At 60.8% G+C, this 19967-nt stretch carries 19 protein-coding genes; 16 read left to right on the top strand and 3 right to left on the bottom strand.

All coding sequences use genetic code 11. The features are described from left to right. The first annotated feature begins 4 nt into the window (after positions 1-4). From ABRA89_RS01220 to ABRA89_RS01185, 8 genes are all read left to right on the top strand, one after another. On the top strand, positions 5-1489 hold the full coding sequence (locus tag ABRA89_RS01220; protein ID WP_349939624.1) for a cobyric acid synthase: 1485 nt from the start codon (positions 5-7) through the stop codon (positions 1487-1489). Between the two features lie 358 nt (positions 1490-1847). Continuing rightward, positions 1848-2627 (top strand): heme ABC transporter permease, encoded by a 780-nt coding sequence (locus ABRA89_RS01215; protein WP_349939623.1) that lies wholly within the window; start codon positions 1848-1850, stop codon positions 2625-2627. Further along, positions 2624-2809: a heme exporter protein CcmD gene (ccmD, locus tag ABRA89_RS01210; RefSeq protein ID WP_349939622.1), complete on the top strand. Its 186-nt coding sequence runs from the start codon at positions 2624-2626 to the stop codon at positions 2807-2809. Before ABRA89_RS01215 ends, ccmD begins: the two co-directional genes overlap by 4 nt. Before the next feature lie 4 nt (positions 2810-2813). Further along, the gene (locus ABRA89_RS01205; RefSeq protein WP_349939621.1) at positions 2814-3449 is read left to right on the top strand and encodes a DsbE family thiol:disulfide interchange protein; all 636 of its coding nucleotides are present in this window, start codon (positions 2814-2816) and stop codon (positions 3447-3449) included. A gap of 216 nt (positions 3450-3665) precedes the next feature. Further along, the gene (locus ABRA89_RS01200) at positions 3666-5459 is read left to right on the top strand and encodes a DUF262 domain-containing protein (protein WP_349939620.1); all 1794 of its coding nucleotides are present in this window, start codon (positions 3666-3668) and stop codon (positions 5457-5459) included. Between the two features lie 79 nt (positions 5460-5538). After that, positions 5539-6756, top strand: a complete 1218-nt coding sequence (locus tag ABRA89_RS01195) for an argininosuccinate synthase (RefSeq protein ID WP_349939619.1) — start codon at positions 5539-5541, stop codon at positions 6754-6756. Between the two features lie 141 nt (positions 6757-6897). Further along, on the top strand, positions 6898-7059 hold the full coding sequence (locus ABRA89_RS01190) for a hypothetical protein (RefSeq protein ID WP_349939618.1): 162 nt from the start codon (positions 6898-6900) through the stop codon (positions 7057-7059). Positions 7060-7247: 188 nt separating this feature from the next. After that, the gene (locus tag ABRA89_RS01185) at positions 7248-8615 is read left to right on the top strand and encodes an NAD(P)H-dependent oxidoreductase (RefSeq protein WP_349939617.1); all 1368 of its coding nucleotides are present in this window, start codon (positions 7248-7250) and stop codon (positions 8613-8615) included. 13 nt (positions 8616-8628) lie between these two features. Here the strand turns inward: ABRA89_RS01185 and ABRA89_RS01180 are convergent, their stop codons facing one another. Next, positions 8629-9630, bottom strand: coding sequence for a cytochrome P450 family protein (locus ABRA89_RS01180; protein ID WP_349939616.1), 1002 nt, complete (start codon positions 9628-9630; stop codon positions 8629-8631). A 470-nt stretch (positions 9631-10100) separates the two neighbouring features. Here ABRA89_RS01180 and ABRA89_RS01175 point away from each other — a divergent pair, with 470 nt between their 5' ends. The 8 genes from ABRA89_RS01175 (at position 10101) to ABRA89_RS01140 (ending at position 16901) form a co-directional block, all read left to right on the top strand. Continuing rightward, positions 10101-10334, top strand: a complete 234-nt coding sequence (locus tag ABRA89_RS01175) for a phosphopantetheine-binding protein (RefSeq protein WP_349939615.1) — start codon at positions 10101-10103, stop codon at positions 10332-10334. Then, complete coding sequence (locus ABRA89_RS01170) at positions 10334-11080, top strand: class-II aminoacyl-tRNA synthetase family protein (RefSeq protein ID WP_349939614.1); 747 nt, start codon at positions 10334-10336, stop codon at positions 11078-11080. The genes ABRA89_RS01175 and ABRA89_RS01170 overlap by 1 nt, the downstream gene beginning before the upstream one ends. Continuing rightward, positions 11073-12623, top strand: coding sequence for an AMP-binding protein (locus ABRA89_RS01165; protein ID WP_349939613.1), 1551 nt, complete (start codon positions 11073-11075; stop codon positions 12621-12623). The genes ABRA89_RS01170 and ABRA89_RS01165 overlap by 8 nt, the downstream gene beginning before the upstream one ends. Further along, entirely contained in the window at positions 12616-13482 is an 867-nt protein-coding gene (locus ABRA89_RS01160; protein ID WP_349939612.1) for an MBL fold metallo-hydrolase, read from the top strand. The genes ABRA89_RS01165 and ABRA89_RS01160 overlap by 8 nt, the downstream gene beginning before the upstream one ends. Positions 13483-13585: 103 nt before the next feature. Beyond that, positions 13586-13906, top strand: coding sequence for a 2Fe-2S iron-sulfur cluster-binding protein (locus ABRA89_RS01155; RefSeq protein ID WP_349939611.1), 321 nt, complete (start codon positions 13586-13588; stop codon positions 13904-13906). A 197-nt stretch (positions 13907-14103) separates the two neighbouring features. Then, entirely contained in the window at positions 14104-14820 is a 717-nt protein-coding gene (locus ABRA89_RS01150; RefSeq protein ID WP_349939610.1) for a TetR/AcrR family transcriptional regulator, read from the top strand. Between the two features lie 185 nt (positions 14821-15005). Then, positions 15006-15569 (top strand): pyridoxamine 5'-phosphate oxidase family protein, encoded by a 564-nt coding sequence (locus ABRA89_RS01145; RefSeq protein ID WP_349939609.1) that lies wholly within the window; start codon positions 15006-15008, stop codon positions 15567-15569. A 168-nt stretch (positions 15570-15737) separates the two neighbouring features. Then, positions 15738-16901 carry a helix-turn-helix transcriptional regulator gene (locus ABRA89_RS01140; protein WP_349939608.1) on the top strand — a complete coding sequence of 388 codons (1164 nt, stop codon included), beginning with the start codon at positions 15738-15740 and terminating at the stop codon, positions 16899-16901. Between the two features lie 97 nt (positions 16902-16998). Here ABRA89_RS01140 and gltA read toward each other — a convergent pair whose 3' ends face one another. Continuing rightward, entirely contained in the window at positions 16999-18291 is a 1293-nt protein-coding gene (gltA, locus tag ABRA89_RS01135) for a citrate synthase (protein WP_349939607.1), read from the bottom strand. A 159-nt stretch (positions 18292-18450) separates the two neighbouring features. After that, positions 18451-19875 (bottom strand): glutamate--tRNA ligase, encoded by a 1425-nt coding sequence (gene gltX, locus ABRA89_RS01130; RefSeq protein ID WP_349939606.1) that lies wholly within the window; start codon positions 19873-19875, stop codon positions 18451-18453. Positions 19876-19967 lie beyond the last annotated feature (92 nt).

The raw sequence follows: 19967 nt of genomic DNA, 5'->3' as shown, positions 1-19967 counted from the left end.
AGGCATGACCAAGACACCCGCCATCATGCTGCAGGGCACGGGCTCGGATGTCGGCAAGTCCGTGCTGGTGGCGGGGCTCTGCCGGCTGTTTACCCGGCGCGGGCTGACCGTGCGGCCCTTCAAGCCGCAGAACATGTCGAACAACGCCGCCGTCGCGCGCATTCCCGGCACCGCCGAATTCGGCGAGATCGGCAGGGCGCAATGGGTTCAGGCGCTCGCCTGCCACACGCCGGCAACGACGTGGATGAACCCCGTGCTCCTGAAGCCCCAGTCGGAGACCGGCAGCCAGATCGTTCTCAACGGCCGGATGGCGGGCAGCGCGAAGGGGCGAGACTATCAGGCGCTGAAGGGCGAGTTCCTCAAGACCGTTCTCGAAAGCTTCGAAGCCCTTTCCGAAGAGGCCGATCTCGTCATAGCCGAGGGCGCGGGCTCGCCCGCCGAGATCAATCTTCGTGCGAACGACATCGCCAATATGGGCTTTGCGACGGCCGCCAACGTGCCGGTGATCCTGACTGGCGATATCGACCGGGGCGGCGTCATCGCCTCCATCGTCGGCACCCACACGATCCTTCCCGGGGCGGACGCCAAAATGATCGCCGGCTTCCTCATCAACAAGTTCCGGGGCGACGTCTCCCTCTTCGACGATGGTCTCACTGCGATCACCGGCTTCACCGGCTGGCCTTCGCTCGGCGTCGTGCCCTTCCTTCCCGCCGCGAACCGCTTGCCGGCCGAGGATTCCGTCGCTCTGGAGAAACTGGCGAAGCGGGAAAGCCGGCCAGGCGATCTCGTCGTCGCCGTACCGCGCCTCGGCCGGATCGCCAATTTCGACGACTGCGATCCGCTGGCTCACGAGACCGGCGTCTCGCTCATTTTCGTCGCGCCGGGCGAGCCACTGCCCGAAAACGCCGATCTCATCCTCATCCCCGGCTCGAAATCGACGATCGCCGATCTCGATGCCTTTCGCGCGAATGGCTGGGACCGCGATCTCCGCCGCCATCTGGCGAAAGGCGGCCATGTGGTCGGCCTGTGCGGCGGCTATCAGATGCTGGGCAAGCGCGTCGCCGATCCGCACGGCATCGAGGGGCCGGCGGGTGAAGCCGAAGGTCTCGGCCTCCTCGACATCGAGACCGTGCTCGCCCCGGAAAAGACTGTCCGCGAGGGGTCGGCGACGACGCTGGCCGGCGAGGCCCTGGAAGGTTACGAAATCCATCTCGGCACGACCACCGGCCGAGACTGCGCTCGCCCGGTCTGCCGGATCGACGGAACGCCCGACGGCGCGACCAGCGCCGACGGCAGGGTCTTCGGCAGCTATCTCCACGGCATCTTCGCCAATGATGCCTTCCGCCGCGATCTCCTCACGCGGCTCGGGCTTCGCGCCAGCGGTCTTAGCTACCGCGCCGGCGTCGAAGACGCCCTCGACGAGATCGCCGCGCGTCTGGAAGAGGTGGTTGATTGCGACGAACTCCTGAAGATCGCCCGAACGCGGTAAGGCGTTCGCGCGACTCCCCACACTGTCGCGGCCGCCGCCGAGATACGGCCCCATCGTCACACTCTCTTCCGTCATCCTTAATCCCCTTACAAGGATGACGAACCGCAAGGGAAGGACGCTCGTCTCCCGGACCACAATTGTAGAGCTGTATTGTCTGGTTCTCGCGCCGAAAACACGGCCAATTACGGTGACCCATCCGCCTCGCCTGGCACATTGACCGGAGTCACATCCCCGTCAGCGGCCCCAAATCCGCCAAGTCCTCCGCTACCTGTCTCCTGCGAAAGCCGAGTGGTTTTCGGCGCTTCGTCGCAGGCTTTTGCGTTTGCGGGGCTTTTGAGGAAAGGCTAGAACGAGTCTCATGAGCAATGTCGCCACAGGCCGGCCCGGCCGCTTCGCCATCCTCGCCAACCCGACGCGCTTTCTGGAGCTGTCGGGCAAGATCCAGCCATGGCTCTATGCACTGGCCGCCCTCGCGATCCTCGCCGGGCTCACGCTCGGTTTCCTAGCGCCGGAGGACTACCAGCAGGGCGCGACGGTGCGGATCATGTTCATCCACGTGCCGTTTGCCTGGCTCTGTATGATGATCTGGACGGTGATGGCGATCTCGGCGCTCGGCACGCTGGTCTGGCGCCATCCGCTGGCCGACGTCTCGATCAAGGCGGCCGCCCCCATTGGCGCGGTCTTCACCGTGCTCGCTCTTCTCACCGGCTCCATCTGGGGCCGGCCCATGTGGGGCACGTGGTGGGTATGGGATGCGCGGCTCACTTCGGTCTTCGTGCTTCTCATCATGTATCTCGGGCTGATCGCCCTCACCCGCGCGTTGGACGAGCCCGGCAAGGCGGCGAAACCCGCCGCGATCCTCGTTCTCGTCGGCTGGGTGAACATCCCGATCATCAAGTTTTCGGTCGACTGGTGGAACACGCTGCATCAGCCAGCCAGCGTGATGCGCGCCGATGGGCCGTCCATGCCGGCCGAATTCCTGACACCGCTGCTTCTCTCGGCGGTCGGCTTCTCGCTGCTCTTCTTCGCCATGCATCTCACGGCCATGCGCACGGAAATCCTGCGCCGGCGCGTCGAGGCCCTGTCGCGGCTGGCAGCCCGCAAGGCCGAGCGATCGAAGGCGGAGGTGCCGGCATGAGCGGCGATTATGCAGGCTTCATCCTCGCGGCCTATGGCTTTTCGGCGCTTGCCATCATCGGCCTCGTCCTCTGGATCGCGCTCGACTCCCGTGCCCAGAAGCGGGCGCTCGCCGATCTCGAAGCGCGCGGCATCCGTCGTCGCTCGGACATGAAGCGCTCAGCCGCGGCGGAAGGGATCTGATCCGATGAGCGAAAGCGAAACGCAGAACGCCAAACCCTCCGGCACCAAGCGCGGCTTCCTCGTCGCCCTCCCGCTCCTTCTCTTTGCCGGGCTCGCGGGGCTTTTCTTCTACGCCCTTCACCAGAACCAGCTCGGACGCGACATCACGGAAATCCCGTCCGTCCTGATCGACAAGCCGGCGCCGAAGACCGTTCTCCCGGCCCTCGAAGAGATGCGGACGGCGGGCGGCGAGCCGATCCCCGGCCTCGACATGAGCGCGCCGCACGACAAGCCGATGCTCGTCAACGTCTTCGCCTCCTGGTGCGGGCCCTGCCGGCAGGAACACCCGCTGCTGATGGAGCTTGCGAAAGACGAGCGGCTCGACATCGTCGCGATCAACTACAAGGACAAGCCCGCCAATGCGCGCGGCTTCCTTGAGTCCCTTGGCAACCCGTATGACGCAATCGGCGTCGATCAGAAGGGCGCGGCGACGATCGACTGGGGCGTCTACGGCGTGCCGGAAAGCTTTCTCGTCTCGACGGACGGCCGCATCGTCTACAAACAAACCGGCCCGTTCTCCGAACGGTCGTTCCGCGAGGAACTGATGCCGGCGCTGGAGGAGCTGCTGGAAGACGGCGGTCAGGAACCAGCGGTCGGCTAATGAAGCGGCCTGTGAGCAAATGGTTAGTCCGGATCGACAAATGATGCGGCTCATATGTCATCCGACACTATCGCGTTACGATCTTTGTACTACCACGGCCGAAATGCTTGAGCGAACCCGTTAATTCGGTCGGAACGAACAAAGAGTGATCAATTTGCCCGTTGCTAGATCATTTTAGCGGCACTATCACGATTAAAAGTTGTGAGGAGAGATAACATGATTCGCGCTAGCGAGACTGCAATCGGAAAAATCTTTGATGGGAGCTATCAATTTCTCATACCTTATTTCCAACGGCCATACGCATGGACGACTGTTGAAACCCTACAGCTGCTCGCAGACGTGAAGGAGGCAATGGAAAGTACGTTTCCCGGACAGGAAACTGAGTATTTTTTAGGAAGTACAGTTTTAATAAAACAGGAAGGCTCCCCCGAAGCTGATGTGGTGGATGGTCAACAGCGTTTAACGACGCTCACACTTCTCCTAGCGGCGCTTCGCGATTGCCATGAAGACGAACAATACAAAATTGCCGATGGAAAATGTGTTCTCGTCCCGCCAAATCCCGCTGAAGGGGTAATGAACGAAACAATAAGGCTTCGCCAGCATACTGAGGATCATGATTTTCTAAATAAGCAAGTCCAATGCCCGCCCGAGAAAAGAAATAGTTTAAGAACACCGCAAACTGACGCTCAGCGTAATATTCAGGATAATTATTTTAGTATATTAAGCGAAATTAGAAAATGGAGCCGGAAAACACGCGAGCGGTTCTCCGTTTATCTTCGCATACACTGCAAGATGGTGACAGTTCGCGTTGAGACCCAGGATGCAGCTCTCCGGATATTTCGAGTTCTGAATGACCGCGGGATGGCTCTGTCAAACGCCGATATCATAAAGGCGGACCTGCTCAACCGTGTTGACGCCCATCAAAAAGAGCCACTAGCAGCTAAGTGGCGAGATATAGAAACAGAGATTGGGCGAAATGAGCTCGAAGAACTACTCGCCGCATTTCAGTTCATCTCAGATCGAGAAAAACTTAGGCAAAACCTTTCTGACGCCTATCAGCGCCTGTTCGCCAGTTCCGTAGGATATTTCGCCAGTCCACAAGACTTTGTCCTCAATTATTTGGATCGATTTGCCACCCATTTTGAGTTTGCTCTACTACGCTCGAAATCCATCAATACTCTCGACGGAGTGCCTTCGAAGGACGGGATTATTGAAGCGCTTTCACGTTTGAAATTACTGCCGAACAGAGATTGGTTACCCCTCGCTCTGTACGCTCTTGATGAGCTGGGGAATAGGCCTCAGGTGCTTGCGGAAATAATGGACAAGATCGAGAAGCTTGCTTGGCGCATGCAGCTGGCAAGAATGTACGACACTCAACGCCGCAGGCGCTATGCAGAGTGCATACATTCGATCGAAGGCTATGTTCAAGGCGAAAGAGATATCGCTTTTGTCGACGATTTGATGTCTGCAACCGACATCGAGAAAATCAGCGTTTGGACTACCATAAATGGCGATTTCTATAACCATACGTCGCGTGGTGCAGTGCGTGCAGCCTTGGTTCGGTTAGACTGGATATTGTCAGACCAGAAAGTCACTTCAAACAAAAATCCTACCGTTGAGCATATCCTGCCTCAAAATCCACGCAACGAAGAATGGACACAATTTTCCGAGGCCGAGAGACAATTCTGGACCCACCGGCTTGGCAACTTGGTACTCCTGTCCGGAAGTAAAAACTCAAGTGCATCTCGAAATCCGTTCCCGCAAAAGAAAGCTCAATATTTTGGGCTTGACGGCGCTAGTTCTCCAACCCGCACAACCTATGCGCAAATGCAGGAGCTTGCGCCGCATGCGGACTGGACGCTCGACCTATTAAAAGAGCGGCACGACCGATTAGCTCGGCGCCTGGCGGGATCGCTGGGTATAGACCATTCTCCGTTACGAACTGCGTCTGATGATTTCGTAGACCACCAGATTTCTGCTTCGCTTCCGACGATGGTGGAAGCTCAATAAATCCGCTCCGAGTGGTTCTCGGGCCGACGATCCTTGGCTATAGAGCGCAGCAAAGACAACACGCCTTGAAAGAACTCCGATGGCCCTCCCCCGCGACGTCAAGAAGGTCGTGCTCGCCTATTCCGGCGGGCTCGACACCTCCATCATCCTGAAATGGCTCCAGACCGAACTCGGCGCTGAAGTCGTGACCTTCACCGCCGATCTCGGCCAGGGCGAGGAGCTTGGGCCCGCCCGCGAAAAGGCCGAGCGGGCCGGCGTGAAGGACATCTATATCGAGGACGTGCGCGAAGAGTTCTGCCGCGACTTCGTCTTCCCGATGTTCCGCGCGAACGCCGTCTACGAAGGCACTTACCTTCTCGGCACCTCGATCGCCCGGCCGCTGATCTCCAAGCGCCTCGTTGAGATTGCCCGCGAGACCGGGGCTGACGCCATTGCCCACGGCGCGACCGGCAAGGGCAACGACCAGGTGCGCTTCGAGCTTTCGGCCTATGCGCTCGACCCGGACATCAAGGTGATCGCGCCCTGGCGCGACTGGAAGTTCAAGTCACGCACGGAGCTTCTGGATTTCGCCGAAAAGAACCAGATCACCGTGACAAAGGACAAGCGCGGCGAGGCCCCGTTCTCGGTCGACGCCAACCTTCTCCACTCCTCCTCCGAGGGCAAGGTGCTAGAGGACCCGAACGAGGGTGCGCCGCCTTACGTCTTCATGCGCACGGTGAGCCCCGAGGAAGCGCCGGACACGCCGACGACGATCACCATCGGGTTCGAAAAGGGCGATCCGGTCTCGATCGACGGCCAGACGATGAAGCCGCACGAGCTTCTCGCCGCGCTCAACGATCTCGGCCGCGACAACGGCATCGGCCGGCTGGATCTGGTCGAAAACCGCTTCGTCGGCATGAAATCGCGTGGCATCTACGAGACGCCGGGCGGTACGATCCTTCTCGCCGCGCACCGGGCGATCGAATCGATCACGCTCGATCGCGGCGCAATGCACCTGAAGGATCAGCTCATGCCGCAATATGCCGAGCTCATCTATAACGGCTTCTGGTTCTCGCCGGAGCGCGAAATGCTCCAGGCGGCGATCGATAAGAGCCAGGAGCATGTGGAAGGCACGGTGCGCCTGAAGCTCTACAAGGGCAATGTCATCGTCGAGGGCCGTGAGAGCGCGAAATCCCTCTATAACGACGCCCTCGTCACCTTCGAGGACGATCACGGCGCATACGACCAGAAGGACGCGGCCGGCTTCATTCGGTTGAACGCGCTGCGGCTGCGGACGCTCGCGAAGCGGGACCGCTGATCGCGAAACGCGCAGCAGTGCGCCTCGGATAGATTAATCGAGGCGCCTGCGCTCCATCTGCTCGAAGCGGTGGAAAATTTCGGATAGACGGAAGGCCAGTTCCTGAACCTTCTGGTTCTCCTGCTTTTCGGCGCAGTGCTCTTGCCCAATGCCTTCGCCGAAGCCGGCTGGCGCGGGATTGCCTATGCTATCCTTTCGCTCTCCGTCGTTCGGATGGTCGCCGTGGCGATCGCACTCGCCACGGGCCTCCACGCCCACCGCCTGAGGCGGCTCGACGCCGAATCAACGACCTCCGAAGACTGACCGATCGCCGCCTTTCCGGTGCACTTCCAGCGGCGGGGCAAGCCAAAAGGTTCTGGGTGAACGAGCGGACGGACGGACTGCGACGCGGAGGGTCACAAAGGTCTCTTCACGGAGGTTCGGAACTGATATTCAGTCCATCGTCTTTTGACCAGAACGAAGAAAGACGACGGCAGGGAGGGCCGGCATCCATGAATCTCTACAGCAAGCTCAAGTCCCGGCAGGACGCCGGCAAGCCGATCCGCGTCGGGCTGATCGGCTCCGGCAAATTCGGCTCGATGTTCCTCAGCCAGGTGCGGCACGTGCCGGGCATGCATCTCTACGGCATCGCCGATCTCTCGGAGGCACGCGCGAAAGAGGCGCTGACCAACACCGGATGGGACGTCGACTCCGTTCTCGCCGCCAGTTTTGAGGATGCGCTCTCGACCGGGCGGACGATGATCACCGAGGACTATGAAGCCCTCATCAAGGCCTCCGGCCTCGACGTCGTGATCGACGCGACGGGAAGCCCTGCCGCCGGCATCCGCCACGCCCTGCTGGCCGCTGAGGAAGGCCGGCATATTGTCATGGTCAATGTCGAGGCGGACGTTCTCGCAGGGCCCTATCTCGTCAAGAAGTTCGACGAAGCGGGCCTCGTCTATTCCATGGCCTACGGCGACCAGCCGGCTCTCGTCTGCGAGATGATCGACTGGGCGCGGACATGCGGCTTTAGGATCGTAGCCGCCGGCAAGGGCACGAAATATCTGCCCGAATACGCCGCCTCGACACCCGATACGGTTTGGACCCATTACGGCCTGAAGCCGGAGGAGGCCAAAGCCGGCGGCATGAACCCGCAGATGTTCAACTCTTTCCTCGACGGCACGAAATCGGCGCTGGAAATGGCCGCGATCTCCAACGCCGCCCATCTCCTTGCTCCGAAGGACGGGCTGAAATTCCCGCCCGCCGGCACCCACGATCTCGCCAATGTGCTCAAACCCGTCAGTGCGGGCGGCATGCTGGAAGAGGCCGGCATGGTCGAATGCGTCTCCAGCGTCGAACGCGACGGCCGGCACGTCTTCGGCGATCTGCGCTGGGGCGTCTATGTCACCTTCGAGGCGATGGACGAGGCGGGCCGGGGCGCGGACTATGTGCGGCGCTGCTTCAAGGAATATCAGGTCGTCACCGATACGTCCGGCCGCTATGCGACGCTCTTCCGGCCCTCACACCTCATCGGCCTCGAACTGCCGGTTTCGGTCGCGAGCGCCGCGTTGCGCGGCGAGCCGACCGGCCGCACCAACACGCTCGTCTCGGATGTGGTGGCGGTCGCCAAAAAGGCACTGAAACCCGGCGACAGGCTCGACGGCGAAGGCGGCTACACCGTCTGGGGCCGCATCGCCCGCGCCGAGGATTCCTTGCGCAACAAGGGCCTGCCGATCGGCCTTGCCCACGGCATGACACTGAAGGGCGACGTCGCCGAGGGCGCGATGCTGACCTGGGACGACGTCGATGCCGGCGAGAGCCAGGCTGTCACCGTACGCCGCGCGATGGAAAAGGCCGAACGCATGCGTCTCGGCCTTTAGAGCTGAACGAGGCTCAGGCGACCGAGCGCGCCTCTGCCGAAAAGCGCAGCGCGATCCCCGAGGGATGGCGGAAGTTCGCGGGCCGCGACATTGCCGCGGTTCGTTCGAGAACGATCGAGCTTCGGTCCATCTCAAGCAGCTTCTCCGTCAGAAGCGCGAGTTCGGCTTTCGCAAGAAGATGACCAGGGCAGCTGTGCTTGCCCTGGCCGAAGGTGAGGTCGAAGCCGGTGCTGCCATGGGGCACGGGGCAACCACCATTGCTCTTCACCAGATCCACATGGACGATATCGCCCTTTTCGAATGTCGTCTCGCCGATCGTGGTGTCGGCGCTGCAATAGCGCGTTGCGAGACCAAGCGGGGGATCGCTGCGCAGCAGCCCAAGATTGAACGCTTCGACGCCCATCTCTGAGCATTCGCGAACGAACCGCTCGTGATCCTCGCCCCAGAGCGTGAGCAAGCACTTCAACGCAACCGTCGTCGTCTCGGAGCCGGCGACGGCGAGCAGCGATAGTTCGGCCTCCCGCTCCTTCGGCTCCAGTCCCGCGAAGAGGCCCTCAGCCCGCGCGAAGAGCTCGCTCCGCAGATAGGCCTTGGACTCCGGGACGCCCGGACCTTTCACATTGGTCTCCAGATAGGCGATCGCCGGGCGCACCTTCGCATGGTGCTCCATCGGATCGATGTCCTCGCAGCCGAGTAAGAGTAAGATCACGCGGTTCGGCACGTAGACGGCAAGGCGCATCAGATCGTCATGGGCTTTCGCATCGGCAAAGCCCTCGTCCAGGCTTTTCTCGATGATGGCGCGATAGGGCTCGGAGGACATGGCGCGCCGGGAGAAATCCTGAAGCCAGCTGCGCTTGCGCACGACATGGCCCTTGCCCTCGACGTCGAGCACCGTCGGCCCAAAGAGCTGCCGGGTCGCACGGAAGGGATGGTCGGTCCGAAACTGACCGCTTCTCAGAACGGCAACGCTCTCCTCGAAGCCGTCGACGAAAATGGGTTCGCGGCGATCAGCCATAGTATTTCCTTTCCGTCATCTTGATCCGCCATCGGAGGCGGCAAACCGCTAGGCCGAACCTCGGTCTGTCCTGCTTTTCGATGATACGCTAGGGCGCATGCGAGATTACAACCTGACCGCAAACGAGCCGTTGTGATTTCGTGCCCGTTCGTTTCATATCGAAACATTTTGCACCAATAAAGAGGCTACTTTCGATTTTTGCGCGAAAAATTTTCAACCTACACAATCTATGGTATTGACTCCCAAACGATCGTTTCGTAGCAAATTGCTCTGGGACAAGACGCCAATCAAGGACAGGTCGAAGCTCTAGAAACGTTGGAAAATCGGCTGACAGCCGGGCACCCTCGCGCGCCTGGAAAGACTGCCAAGCCTTCACCCTCAAATAAAAACTGCCTTCAAGAAGTAATTTCTCTCGAACTTACTTCAACGACTTTCTGTTGTCTCGAAACCGCTACGCGAAGGACCTCTCAATGTACAATTTGATCGCAAAAATCGTCACCCTCAGCGACCAGCCGACCAGTGCGATCGAGCCGGGCACCGAACTCATCGAGAGCGGCATCATCGACAGCATGAACATTGCGAAGCTTCTGGCCTATATCGAAGACCGGACCGGCCGGAGCATTCCGCTCGAAGAGCTCGATCTCGATCAGATCAAGACGCCCGCGGCCATCATGGACGCCTATCTCGCGTCGGAGACGGTCTGATGAGCATGGCCCGGATGGCGATCGAGGGAACGCGCGAAGCCGCGTTCGACGCGGCGCTCTCGTCTCTCCCCTGCTTCGAAGGCGCTGCGGACGAACGCTATGCCCCTCTTCTGCCGAAAGCGTTCGTTCTCGCCGGCAATTATCTGAAATCCTTTCCGCAACACGGCTTTTCCCTGTCGAACGCCGTGCAGGCGGACGAGGAATATCTGCTCTCTCCCACCTGCTGCTATCCGGTTTTCCACGGCAAGCAGGGCGCACGTCTGCCGAAGCGCACGATGATCACGCACAAGAACCTCTGCTTCCGATGCGAGGAGTATTATCGCGAGGGCACGCGGCAGATCGCCTTCATGATGCGCGAATACATCCTCTTCGCCCCGACGGCGGAGGAAGCGTCGGCCTGGACGGCACGCGTGAAGGAAGAGGTCGCTGGTCTGCTGAGGGGGATGGGGCTTGTCGTCGAGGTGGAAGCAGCGACCGATCCTTTCTTCAACGCCAAGGACTACAAGCAGAAGTTCCAGGAAGACCAGAACCTCAAATCCGAATTCGTGATCGGCGGCATCGCGGTCGGTTCGGTCAATCTGCATCTGCGCGCTTTTTCCAAAGCCTGCGATATCCGGACCGAAGCCGGCGAGCCGCTTTACTCGGCCTGTTTCGGCCTCGGCTACGACCGGCTCGCCCATCAGCTTTCCATCGCATCGCCCACCAAGCTTGAGACCGAGCCTCAAAAGGAGCCGAGCTATGTATGACGCCAACTATCTCGCCTCGCGCCTCTCGGCAGGATCAGCGGAGAACCGCGATTCAGATTTCCTCGTCCTGCCGGAGACTGGCCAGCACATTGCCTATGCGCGGTTCTTCGCAAATGCCGAAAGGATCGCGCAGGTTCTCGCGAACGAAGGTTTGAAGCCCGGCGACAGCGTTCTCGTCTATGCGCCGAAATCGGCGGTTTCGCTGGAACTCTATTTCGGCTGCCTTGTCGCCGGCGTCGTCTACGTGCCCATCAATCCCGGCCTTCCGATCGACGACATGCCCTATTTCCTCGGCGACGTGACGCCGAAGGCGATTGTCTGCGGGACGTCCGACTTTGCGAGGATGACGCGGGAAGCCGATCAGTTTGGTGCGTCGGTCTTCACGCTCGATGCGGACGAGACCGGAACGCTCGTCGAAGCGCGCGACCAGGCCAAATCGGGATATGAAACCGCCACGCGGGAAGCTTCGGACATCGCCGCGATCCTCTACACCTCCGGCACGACGGGCAAGCCGAAGGGCGCGGTCCACACACACCATTCGCTCTGGTCGAACGCCGAAGCGCTGGTCTCGTCCTGGAAATTCAGCCGCGAGGACGTGCTCATCCACGCCCTGCCGATCTTCCATCTGCACGGCCTTTTCACCGCGACCAACGTCGTCCTCGCGAGCGGCGGCTCGTGTCGCTACCTGCCGCGCTTCGATGCGAATTCGGTGCTGAAGGAAATGCCGGTCTCAACCGCACTGATGGGAGTGCCGCCCTTCTACATGCAGCTTCTGGAGGCGCCGGAGCTCGGAGAGACGGCGAAAAACATGCGCGTCTTCATCTCGGGCTCCGCCCCTATGCTGCCCCAGACCCACCGCGCCTGGCGCGAGCGGACCGGCAAGACGATCATCGAGCGCTATGGCATGACCGAATGCAGCATGATCGCCTCCAATCCCTATGATGAGGAGCGGAAGCCGAACACTGTCGGCTTCCCGCTGCCCGGTGTCACGGTGCGGATCACAGATGTGAAGACCGGAGAGCCTGTTCCGAACACCGGCGTCGGGATGATCGAGATCAGGGGCCCGAACCTCTTCCGCGAATACTGGAACAAGCCGGAGAAAACCGCCGAGGACCACACCGAAGACGGCTTTTTCATCTCCGGCGATTTCGGCCGCTACGACGCGGACGGCTATCTCAGCGTCCTCTGCCGCGTGAAGGATGCCGTGTTCACGGCAGACGGCACGGTGCTGCCCAAGGAGGTAGAGGAGATCGTCGACGAGGACCCGTCTGTCGCCGAGAGCGCGGTGATCAGCGTGCCTACACATGATGGAAGCGCCGCTCCGGTCGCGATCCTCGTCGCCAAGCCGGGCGCCCTTATCGATACGGCAAGGGTCGAAAGAGACGTCGCCGCAAGACTCGAAGCCTTCAAGCGCCCGGTCCGCTACATCGCGATCGACACCATGCCGCGCAATGCCATGGGCAAGGTCCAGAAGGCCGTACTTCGAGAACAGTTCGCAACCTGCCTTGAGACGGCAAGGGCGGAGCTGCGCGAGCATGCCTGAAACGCCCGCCGCCGGCGATTTCGAGCCGATCCGCCCGGATGAAAAAGGTCCAGGTCCCGACCTGTCGCTTATAGCGCTCAAGGCGGGCAGGGTCGGCTTCGCCAACTATGCTTATGTCGTGGCAGACGGCGCATCGAGCGACGCCGTCGTGATCGATCCGGGCTGGGAACCGTCGTTTCTCTCGGATTCTCTCGCAGCGATAGGCCTGCGGCCGGCCGCCGTTCTCCTGACCCACGGCCACCGCGATCATACGAATGCGGCACCGGCTATCTCGAAGGTCACCGACTGCCCTGTCCATATGTCAGGGGCGGATGCGGATCATTTCGGCTTCGACTGCGAGCGTCTAATCCGTCTCGAAGGGAGCCAGACACTCCGCTTTGGCTCGATCACCGTCGATGCGCTGGCGACGCCGGGCCACACGGCGGGCTCGATCTCATACCGGATCGGCGGCTGTCTGTTTACAGGCGACACGCTCTTTTCCGAAGGTTGCGGATTGTCGAACCCACAAAACGGCGGCGGCGACACTGCGGCGTTATTCCGCTCCATTAATCACCTTCGCGGAACACTTTCGCCGAACTGCCGGATTTACCCCGGTCATCGCTATCGCGAACCGATCGGCCAAACGCTCGGGGCGCTCGAACGGGGCAACATATATCTGCGCTTTCGGGACCTCGGCGCGTTCGTCCGATTTTGCGAGCGCCCGGCGCGGATGAACCAGCTACCTCCTGCAATTGGCAGTGTCCCGACGATGAAGCCGGAGCTCGCGATTCTGGCAAGCCCGCAATCCCTTCGAACGGCGCCACCCGCTCCACAACATCCTCCCGAAACAGAAGATCTCGCGCTCCGCCGCGCATGCTGAAGTCCGGCGAATGGCGCGATGCCCGCTGAACCAAACCAAATCCGCGCCGAGCTGGCAGCCGGTGCGAAAGCCTTTGCGCACAGTCTTTCGAGGAACCGAAGACATGATTCACGTCACGCTCCACGAACCTTCGGGCGAGATCAGGACCATCGATGCCGAGCCAGGCATCAGCCTCATGGAGGTCGCCGTACGAAACGGCATCGAAGGGATCGAAGCGTCATGTGGCGGCGCCTGCTCCTGCACCACCTGCATGGTCTATGTCGATGAAGACTGGCAGGCGAACCTGTCGCCGCGCAGCGAAATCGAGGAAGACATGCTGGAAATGGCCTTCGAGGCGAACGAAAGCTCCCGCCTCGCCTGCCAGATCACGCTCAGACCCGAATATGACGGTCTCGTCGTCCGGGTGCCGAGGGAGCAATGCTGATCAGACGGCCCGGTCGTGGCGCGTAAACACGGTTGGAGCGCAAACGGTCCCTCGTCCCGCGATAGAACACTTCCAAAACGCACAAGCTGAGCTTTCACGGGGGCTGCTACCGCAAATGTCGGGCCGCGAGCGATTGCGTTGCTTGCAGACTCAAGATCTGTGCAATAAAAACAACCGATCGTTTACGGAGATCGGGCATGGTCAAGTCCTCACGCGAGCAAATCATTGTGGCATCGCGCGATCTGATACGTGAGAAAGGATATGCCGGCACGTCCATGAAGGACGTCGCCGATCGCGTCGGCCTTCTCAAGGGAAGTCTCTACGCCCACGTCAAGAACAAGGGCGAACTCGTATCCGAGATACTTGCCCTCACCTATGCCGAAATTTTCACCGATCTCGAAAACACCGGCGACTGGCGCAAGGATTTCGAACGCGCCCTCAACTGCCTGGTCGAGACGCTGACGGAAGGCCGTCGCTGCGTCGGCTTTCAGCTCGCCTACAGCTATAGCGGCATGCCCTACGAGCTGCGGTCCGCCGTTCAGGCCTTCTTCGACGATATCAGCAGCTTCTTCGTGCAATGCCTCAAGCAGGGCCTCGACGAGGACATCGCAGAACGGTTTACCCGCGAATGCGTCATCAAGGTCGAAGGTGCGACGCTCTACCTGGTCCTGGAACGGGGGGATGCTGCCGTTCAGGCGATCAAGACTTCTATCCTGGAGCGGGCGGACGGGCTGGCGATGGATGTTCCCGATCCCGAAGCCAGACGCCTGCTCGACGCCACCATGGGCGACTGGCGTTGGGCCAGCGTGACCGAGAAGAAGCTGGCTCTGCGCACCGTCGAAGCAGAGCGGGAGCTTCTTTCCGCACGGGCCGCGCTCGCCGGCCAGATCGAGGCGGAAAGCTGTTTCCGCTGATCCAGCCCAAAGGTCCGCCGCTTCTGGAAAGTGAGGTATTCCCAAAAACCAGCTTTTTCGCCCTGCGACAACAATTCGATGTCGCGACCCGATCTTTATAAGCGACATCACGCATCTGAAAGTTGAATACGAACGACCGTTTGTTTATACTCCCGGCATCTTCTTTCAGGCTGCAGGGGCTTCGGATGGCGAGCCACATCAAGAATCGCGCCGTTGAACCGATTCCGGACAATGCACTCGGCCATTCCGGCGAACTTGACATGCGTGAGTGGTTTCCGAGCCGGTATCATTGGCACGAGAGCAATCTAAGGGCGATGATGCGGCCGGCGATCAGCGAACCGCTCGCCCATTTCATCGAAGAACAGTCCATGTTCTTCATCGCGACGTCGAATGCGGAAGGCCATTGCGATTCGAGCTTTCGGGGATGCGAACATGACGCTTCGGGCGAGCCGCTTCCGGCTGTCCGCGTCGTCGACCCCCACCATCTCCTCTTTCCCGACTATTCGGGCAACGGCCTCTACAACAGTCTGGGCAATATTCTGGTGAACCCGCATATCGGGATGCTCTTCATCGATTTCGAAAATCAGCGCCGCGCCCGGGTGAACGGGAAGGCCCGGATCGAGCGGGCGAGCGCTGACATCAAGGCTGTCTGGCCCCTTGCCCAGGCCGTCGTCGTTGTGACGGTGGAACAGGCCTACGGCAATTGCCAGGCCCGCATTCCTCGGATGCAATATGTCTCTTCGGACTGAAATACCGGCGACGCGACCAAAGTCTTGCGGGTGCAGATCTCGCTGAATGCTATCGAAAATATGGTTTTATTGATGCAAAATTGAAATTGCAGGCTTGGTTTCCGCTGCGAAGCATGCACCATGAAATCATTGATTCTTCTTGCTTCGGGAGGGAGCCGACAGTCTTCAATGGCAAGCGAGCACCATGCGATCCCGGATCTGACCTACGCCACCCTGCCGGCGCTCTACGACATGACGTCCGTTACGGATGGATGGCAAGAGACGCTGGACGGTATAGCGGCCTCGGTCGAGAGCGCGACCGGAGCCGCCATCTTCGGCATTTCCGGCTTTGACGATATCTATCAGCCGGATCGGATCTCAAGCTCATTTTCCGATCGTTTTCATCTGGCTTCGATATGGCTCGAACGCTTTCGCCACTACGAGGAAGAGGCCGAACGGACCCTGCTTGGGTTGAAAGACGGAGATATCTGGACCGATACCAGCACCTGGAGCGAGAAAGCGCTTCACGGGCGGGACGACCAGCGGTTTCTGCTGGAACATTTCGGCACCCGCGCGCGCTACGCTGCCCCGCTGAGGGCGAACGACGGATGGCGCGCCGGAGTTCTGGTCCATTGCGCGCAGCGAAACGAAGCCGTCGAACTCTCTGCCCATTCCGTTCTCCGATTCCTGACGCCTCATCTCTCGGCCTCGCTTGGCCTGCGCCGCTTTGTCAGCGGGTTGGTCGCCCGCTATCAGGCAGTACTGGGGGTGCTCGACCGTCTCTCGGTAGGGGTCATGCTCGCAAACGCCGCAGGCGAAATCGTTCTCGTCAACGAAATGGCCAGAGCGGTGATGGATCGGCACGGCGGCATAGGCCTTTGCCCAAGGAACCGTATCAGGACGCGTGACGAGAGCCGGACCCGACAGATCGAACGCGCGATCCAGTCGGCCGGTGACGCCGCCAATCGACTGAATCGTACCGCCCATGAGGTCCTGCTGAGTCCGCCCGTCGGCACGAGTGAACCTCTCCTTATCGAGATTTCGCCCATGCGCGATGGTGCCCGCGAGATGACGAGGGGATTTGCCGGTGCGCTCGTCACCATCATCGATCCGAACGATCCGCCGACCGTCGATCCACGACATCTGGCTACCCTGCACGGGCTGTCTCCAGCCGAAACGGAGGTCGTGGGGCTGATCCTCAAGGGCCATACGGTGCCAACGATCGCCGATATTCGAGGCGTCTCGCCCCATACGGCGCGCACGCAGATACGGACGATCTATCGCAAGACAGGCGCCGATGGCCGCGGCAGCCTGGCGCTGAAGGCCGCGCATCTGAGACCTCCGGTTCTCTGATCGCACCCCGCCAAACACAAAACGGGCCGGACCATGAGCCCGACCCGTCGATAATGTCTGATATCAGGTCCCGCGTTCGAGCGAGCCAGACGCTTGATCAGTCGCGCGTATCGACCGGCGCATATTCGCGCTGCGCCGCGCCGGTGTAGAGTTGGCGCGGACGGCCGATGCGCTGCTTGGGATCCTCGATCATTTCCTTCCACTGGGCGATCCAGCCGACGGTGCGCGCGACGGCGAAAAGCACCGTGAACATCGCGGTTGGGAAACCGAGGGCCTTCAGCGTGATGCCGGAATAGAAGTCGACGTTCGGATAGAGCTTCTTGTCGATGAAGTACTGATCGGTCAGCGCGATGCGCTCCAGCTCCATCGCGACTTCGAGAAGCGGATCGTCGCGTACGCCGAGCTCGTCGAGGACTTCATGACAGGTCTTCTGCATGATCTTCGCGCGCGGATCGTAGTTCTTATAGACCCGGTGGCCGAAGCCCATCAGGCGGAACGGATCGTTCTTGTCCTTCGCGCGATCGATGAATTCCGGAATGCGGTCCGCCGTACCGATTTCCATCAGCATGTTGAGAGCCGCCTCGTTCGCGCCGCCATGGGCCGGACCCCAGAGGCAGGCGACACCAGCCGCGATGCAGGCGAACGGGTTTGCGCCCGATGAGCCTGCCAGACGCACCGTCGAGGTCGAGGCGTTCTGCTCGTGGTCGGCGTGCAGCGTGAAGATGCGATCCATCGCACGCGCGAGAACGGGATTGATCTCATAGGGCTCGCACGGCACCGCGAAGCACATGTGCAGGAAGTTTTCCGCATAATCGAGATCGTTGCGCGGATAAACGAAAGGCTGGCCGATGTGGTACTTGTAAGCCATCGCCGCGATCGTCGGCATCTTCGCGATCATGCGCAGGGACGCGATCATCCGCTGGTGCGGATCGGCGATATCCGTCGAGTCATGATAGAATGCAGACAGCGCGCCGACACAGGCGACCATGACGGCCATCGGATGGGCGTCGCGCCGGAAGCCAGTGAAGAACCGGTTCATCTGCTCGTGAACCATGGTATGGCGGGTCACGCGGTAGACGAAGTCTTCTTTCTCGCGGGCCGTCGGCAGCTCGCCGTAAAGCAGCAGATAACAGGTCTCGAGATAGTCGCCCTTCTCGGCGAGTTCATCGATCGAATAGCCGCGGTGAAGGAGAATGCCGTTGTCACCGTCGATATAGGTGATCTTCGATTCGCACGAGGCGGTCGAGGAAAAGCCCGGATCGAAGGTGAAGAGACCCGTGTCCTTGTAGAGCTGGGTGACGTCGACGACTTCGGGGCCGATCGTTCCCGAGCGGCGAGGCAGGTCGGCCGTCTCGGATCCCATCGTGAATTTGGCGGATTGGTCCGTCATCTTTTTTTCCCCTTCCGTTCTCAGCCGCTTTTCAATCCAAGGATTTTTGCAGCGCACAAGGTTTTAATTGCTCTGCCTACTTCATCCGTGCGGACGGAACAAGTTGGGGCCTTGCACTGCGGTATAAATCATCAAGCCGGAATCGCGAAAGCGTTTCCATTAGCTGGGAAACTGGTCCTTCAGCCGTGCGAGCGACTCCTCTCGGCCGAGAACCGCCAAGACGTCGAACACGCCCGGCGAAGTGGACCGACCGGTCAGCGCTGCACGCAGCGGCTGCGCTGCCTTGCCGAGCTTCAGGCCCTTCTCCTCGGCAAACGCCCGCACTTCGGCCTCTAGCGGCTCGACCGCCCACTCCGACACCGCTTCAAGGCGCGGCGTCAGTTCCGAGATTGTCTCGCGTCCGCCATCGGACAGGATCGTCTCGGCCTTATCCTCCAGAGGAAGCGGACGCTGGGCGAAGAGGTATGTCGCGCTGTCGGTCAGCTCCACGAGCGTCTTGGCGCGCTCCTTGAGTCCGGGCATCGCCGCCAGCAATTTTTCCCGCACCGCGCCATACGGTGCGCCCTTCAAGAGATCGCCGTTCGGCAGAACGTCGCGTTCGGCCATCAGCTGGTCGGTCAAGGCCTCGTCGCCGGACTGGCGGATCCACCAACCGTTCAGCGCTTCGAGCTTCTTGAAGTCGAACCGCGCCGCGCCCTTGTTGATCTCCGAAACGTCGAACCAGGAAATCATGTCCTCGGTCGAGATGATCTCGTCGTCACCATGAGCCCATCCGAGCCGGACCAGATAGTTGCGCAAGGCCACCGGCAGATAGCCCATGGCGCGATAAGCCTCGATGCCGAGGGCGCCATGACGCTTGGACAGTTTGGCGCCGTCCGGCCCATGGATCAGCGGGATATGCGCCATCACCGGCACATCCCAGCCCATCGCCTTGTAGATCAGGGCCTGCCGCGCGCCGTTGGTGAGGTGATCGTCGCCGCGGATGATGTGGGTGACGCCCATGTCGTGGTCGTCGACGACGACGGCGAGCATATAGGTGGGCGATCCGTCCGAGCGCAGGAGCACGAAATCGTCGAGCTCCTTGTTGTTGAACCGCACGCGCCCCTGCACCTGATCGTCGACGATCGTCTCGCCGTCGAGCGGCGCCTTTAGCCGTATGACCGGATCGACACCGGCCGGAGCCTCGGACGGGTCGCGGTCGCGCCAGCGCCCGTCATAGCGCGGGGGGCGCTTCTCGGCTTTGGCCTTCTCGCGCATCTCGGCGAGTTCTTCCTGGCTGGCATAGCATTTATAGGCCTGCCCCTTGGCGAGCAGTTCTTCCGCCACCGCGCGATGCCGGTCGCCATTGGCGAACTGCGACACCGGCTCGCCATCGGCTTCGAGGCCCATCCATTTCAGGCCTTCGATGATCGCGTCGACCGCCTCGTGCGTCGAGCGCTCGCGATCGGTATCCTCGATGCGCAGCAGCATTTTGCCGCCCTTCGCACGAGCATAGAGCCAGTTGAACAGCGCGGTCCGCGCTCCGCCGATATGAAGAAATCCGGTGGGCGAGGGCGCAAAACGGGTGACGACGCCGTCCGTCATGTCTTCTCCATTCATTTCAGATAGCAAAACGCTCGATTTTTCGATCGCGTCTTTTCGGCGGGTGTGTACCATAGCCTATCCACGAAACAAGG

Origin of the sequence: Fulvimarina thalattae (genome assembly GCF_040239565.1) — a bacterium.
Classification (GTDB): domain Bacteria; phylum Pseudomonadota; class Alphaproteobacteria; order Rhizobiales; family Rhizobiaceae; genus Fulvimarina.
This window is presented reverse-complemented; position numbering and strand designations above follow the sequence as displayed.

Coding starts and splice junctions, on each gene's coding strand:
- ABRA89_RS01220 (WP_349939624.1), top strand. CDS start 5: ATGACCAAGACACCCGCCATCATGCTGCAGGGCACGGGCTCGGATGTC.
- ABRA89_RS01215 (WP_349939623.1), top strand. CDS start 1,848: ATGAGCAATGTCGCCACAGGCCGGCCCGGCCGCTTCGCCATCCTCGCC.
- ccmD (WP_349939622.1), top strand. CDS start 2,624: ATGAGCGGCGATTATGCAGGCTTCATCCTCGCGGCCTATGGCTTTTCG.
- ABRA89_RS01205 (WP_349939621.1), top strand. CDS start 2,814: ATGAGCGAAAGCGAAACGCAGAACGCCAAACCCTCCGGCACCAAGCGC.
- ABRA89_RS01200 (WP_349939620.1), top strand. CDS start 3,666: ATGATTCGCGCTAGCGAGACTGCAATCGGAAAAATCTTTGATGGGAGC.
- ABRA89_RS01195 (WP_349939619.1), top strand. CDS start 5,539: ATGGCCCTCCCCCGCGACGTCAAGAAGGTCGTGCTCGCCTATTCCGGC.
- ABRA89_RS01185 (WP_349939617.1), top strand. CDS start 7,248: ATGAATCTCTACAGCAAGCTCAAGTCCCGGCAGGACGCCGGCAAGCCG.
- ABRA89_RS01180 (WP_349939616.1), bottom strand. CDS start 9,630: ATGGCTGATCGCCGCGAACCCATTTTCGTCGACGGCTTCGAGGAGAGC.
- ABRA89_RS01175 (WP_349939615.1), top strand. CDS start 10,101: ATGTACAATTTGATCGCAAAAATCGTCACCCTCAGCGACCAGCCGACC.
- ABRA89_RS01170 (WP_349939614.1), top strand. CDS start 10,334: ATGAGCATGGCCCGGATGGCGATCGAGGGAACGCGCGAAGCCGCGTTC.
- ABRA89_RS01165 (WP_349939613.1), top strand. CDS start 11,073: ATGTATGACGCCAACTATCTCGCCTCGCGCCTCTCGGCAGGATCAGCG.
- ABRA89_RS01160 (WP_349939612.1), top strand. CDS start 12,616: ATGCCTGAAACGCCCGCCGCCGGCGATTTCGAGCCGATCCGCCCGGAT.
- ABRA89_RS01155 (WP_349939611.1), top strand. CDS start 13,586: ATGATTCACGTCACGCTCCACGAACCTTCGGGCGAGATCAGGACCATC.
- ABRA89_RS01150 (WP_349939610.1), top strand. CDS start 14,104: ATGGTCAAGTCCTCACGCGAGCAAATCATTGTGGCATCGCGCGATCTG.
- ABRA89_RS01145 (WP_349939609.1), top strand. CDS start 15,006: ATGGCGAGCCACATCAAGAATCGCGCCGTTGAACCGATTCCGGACAAT.
- ABRA89_RS01140 (WP_349939608.1), top strand. CDS start 15,738: ATGGCAAGCGAGCACCATGCGATCCCGGATCTGACCTACGCCACCCTG.
- gltA (WP_349939607.1), bottom strand. CDS start 18,291: ATGACGGACCAATCCGCCAAATTCACGATGGGATCCGAGACGGCCGAC.
- gltX (WP_349939606.1), bottom strand. CDS start 19,875: ATGACGGACGGCGTCGTCACCCGTTTTGCGCCCTCGCCCACCGGATTT.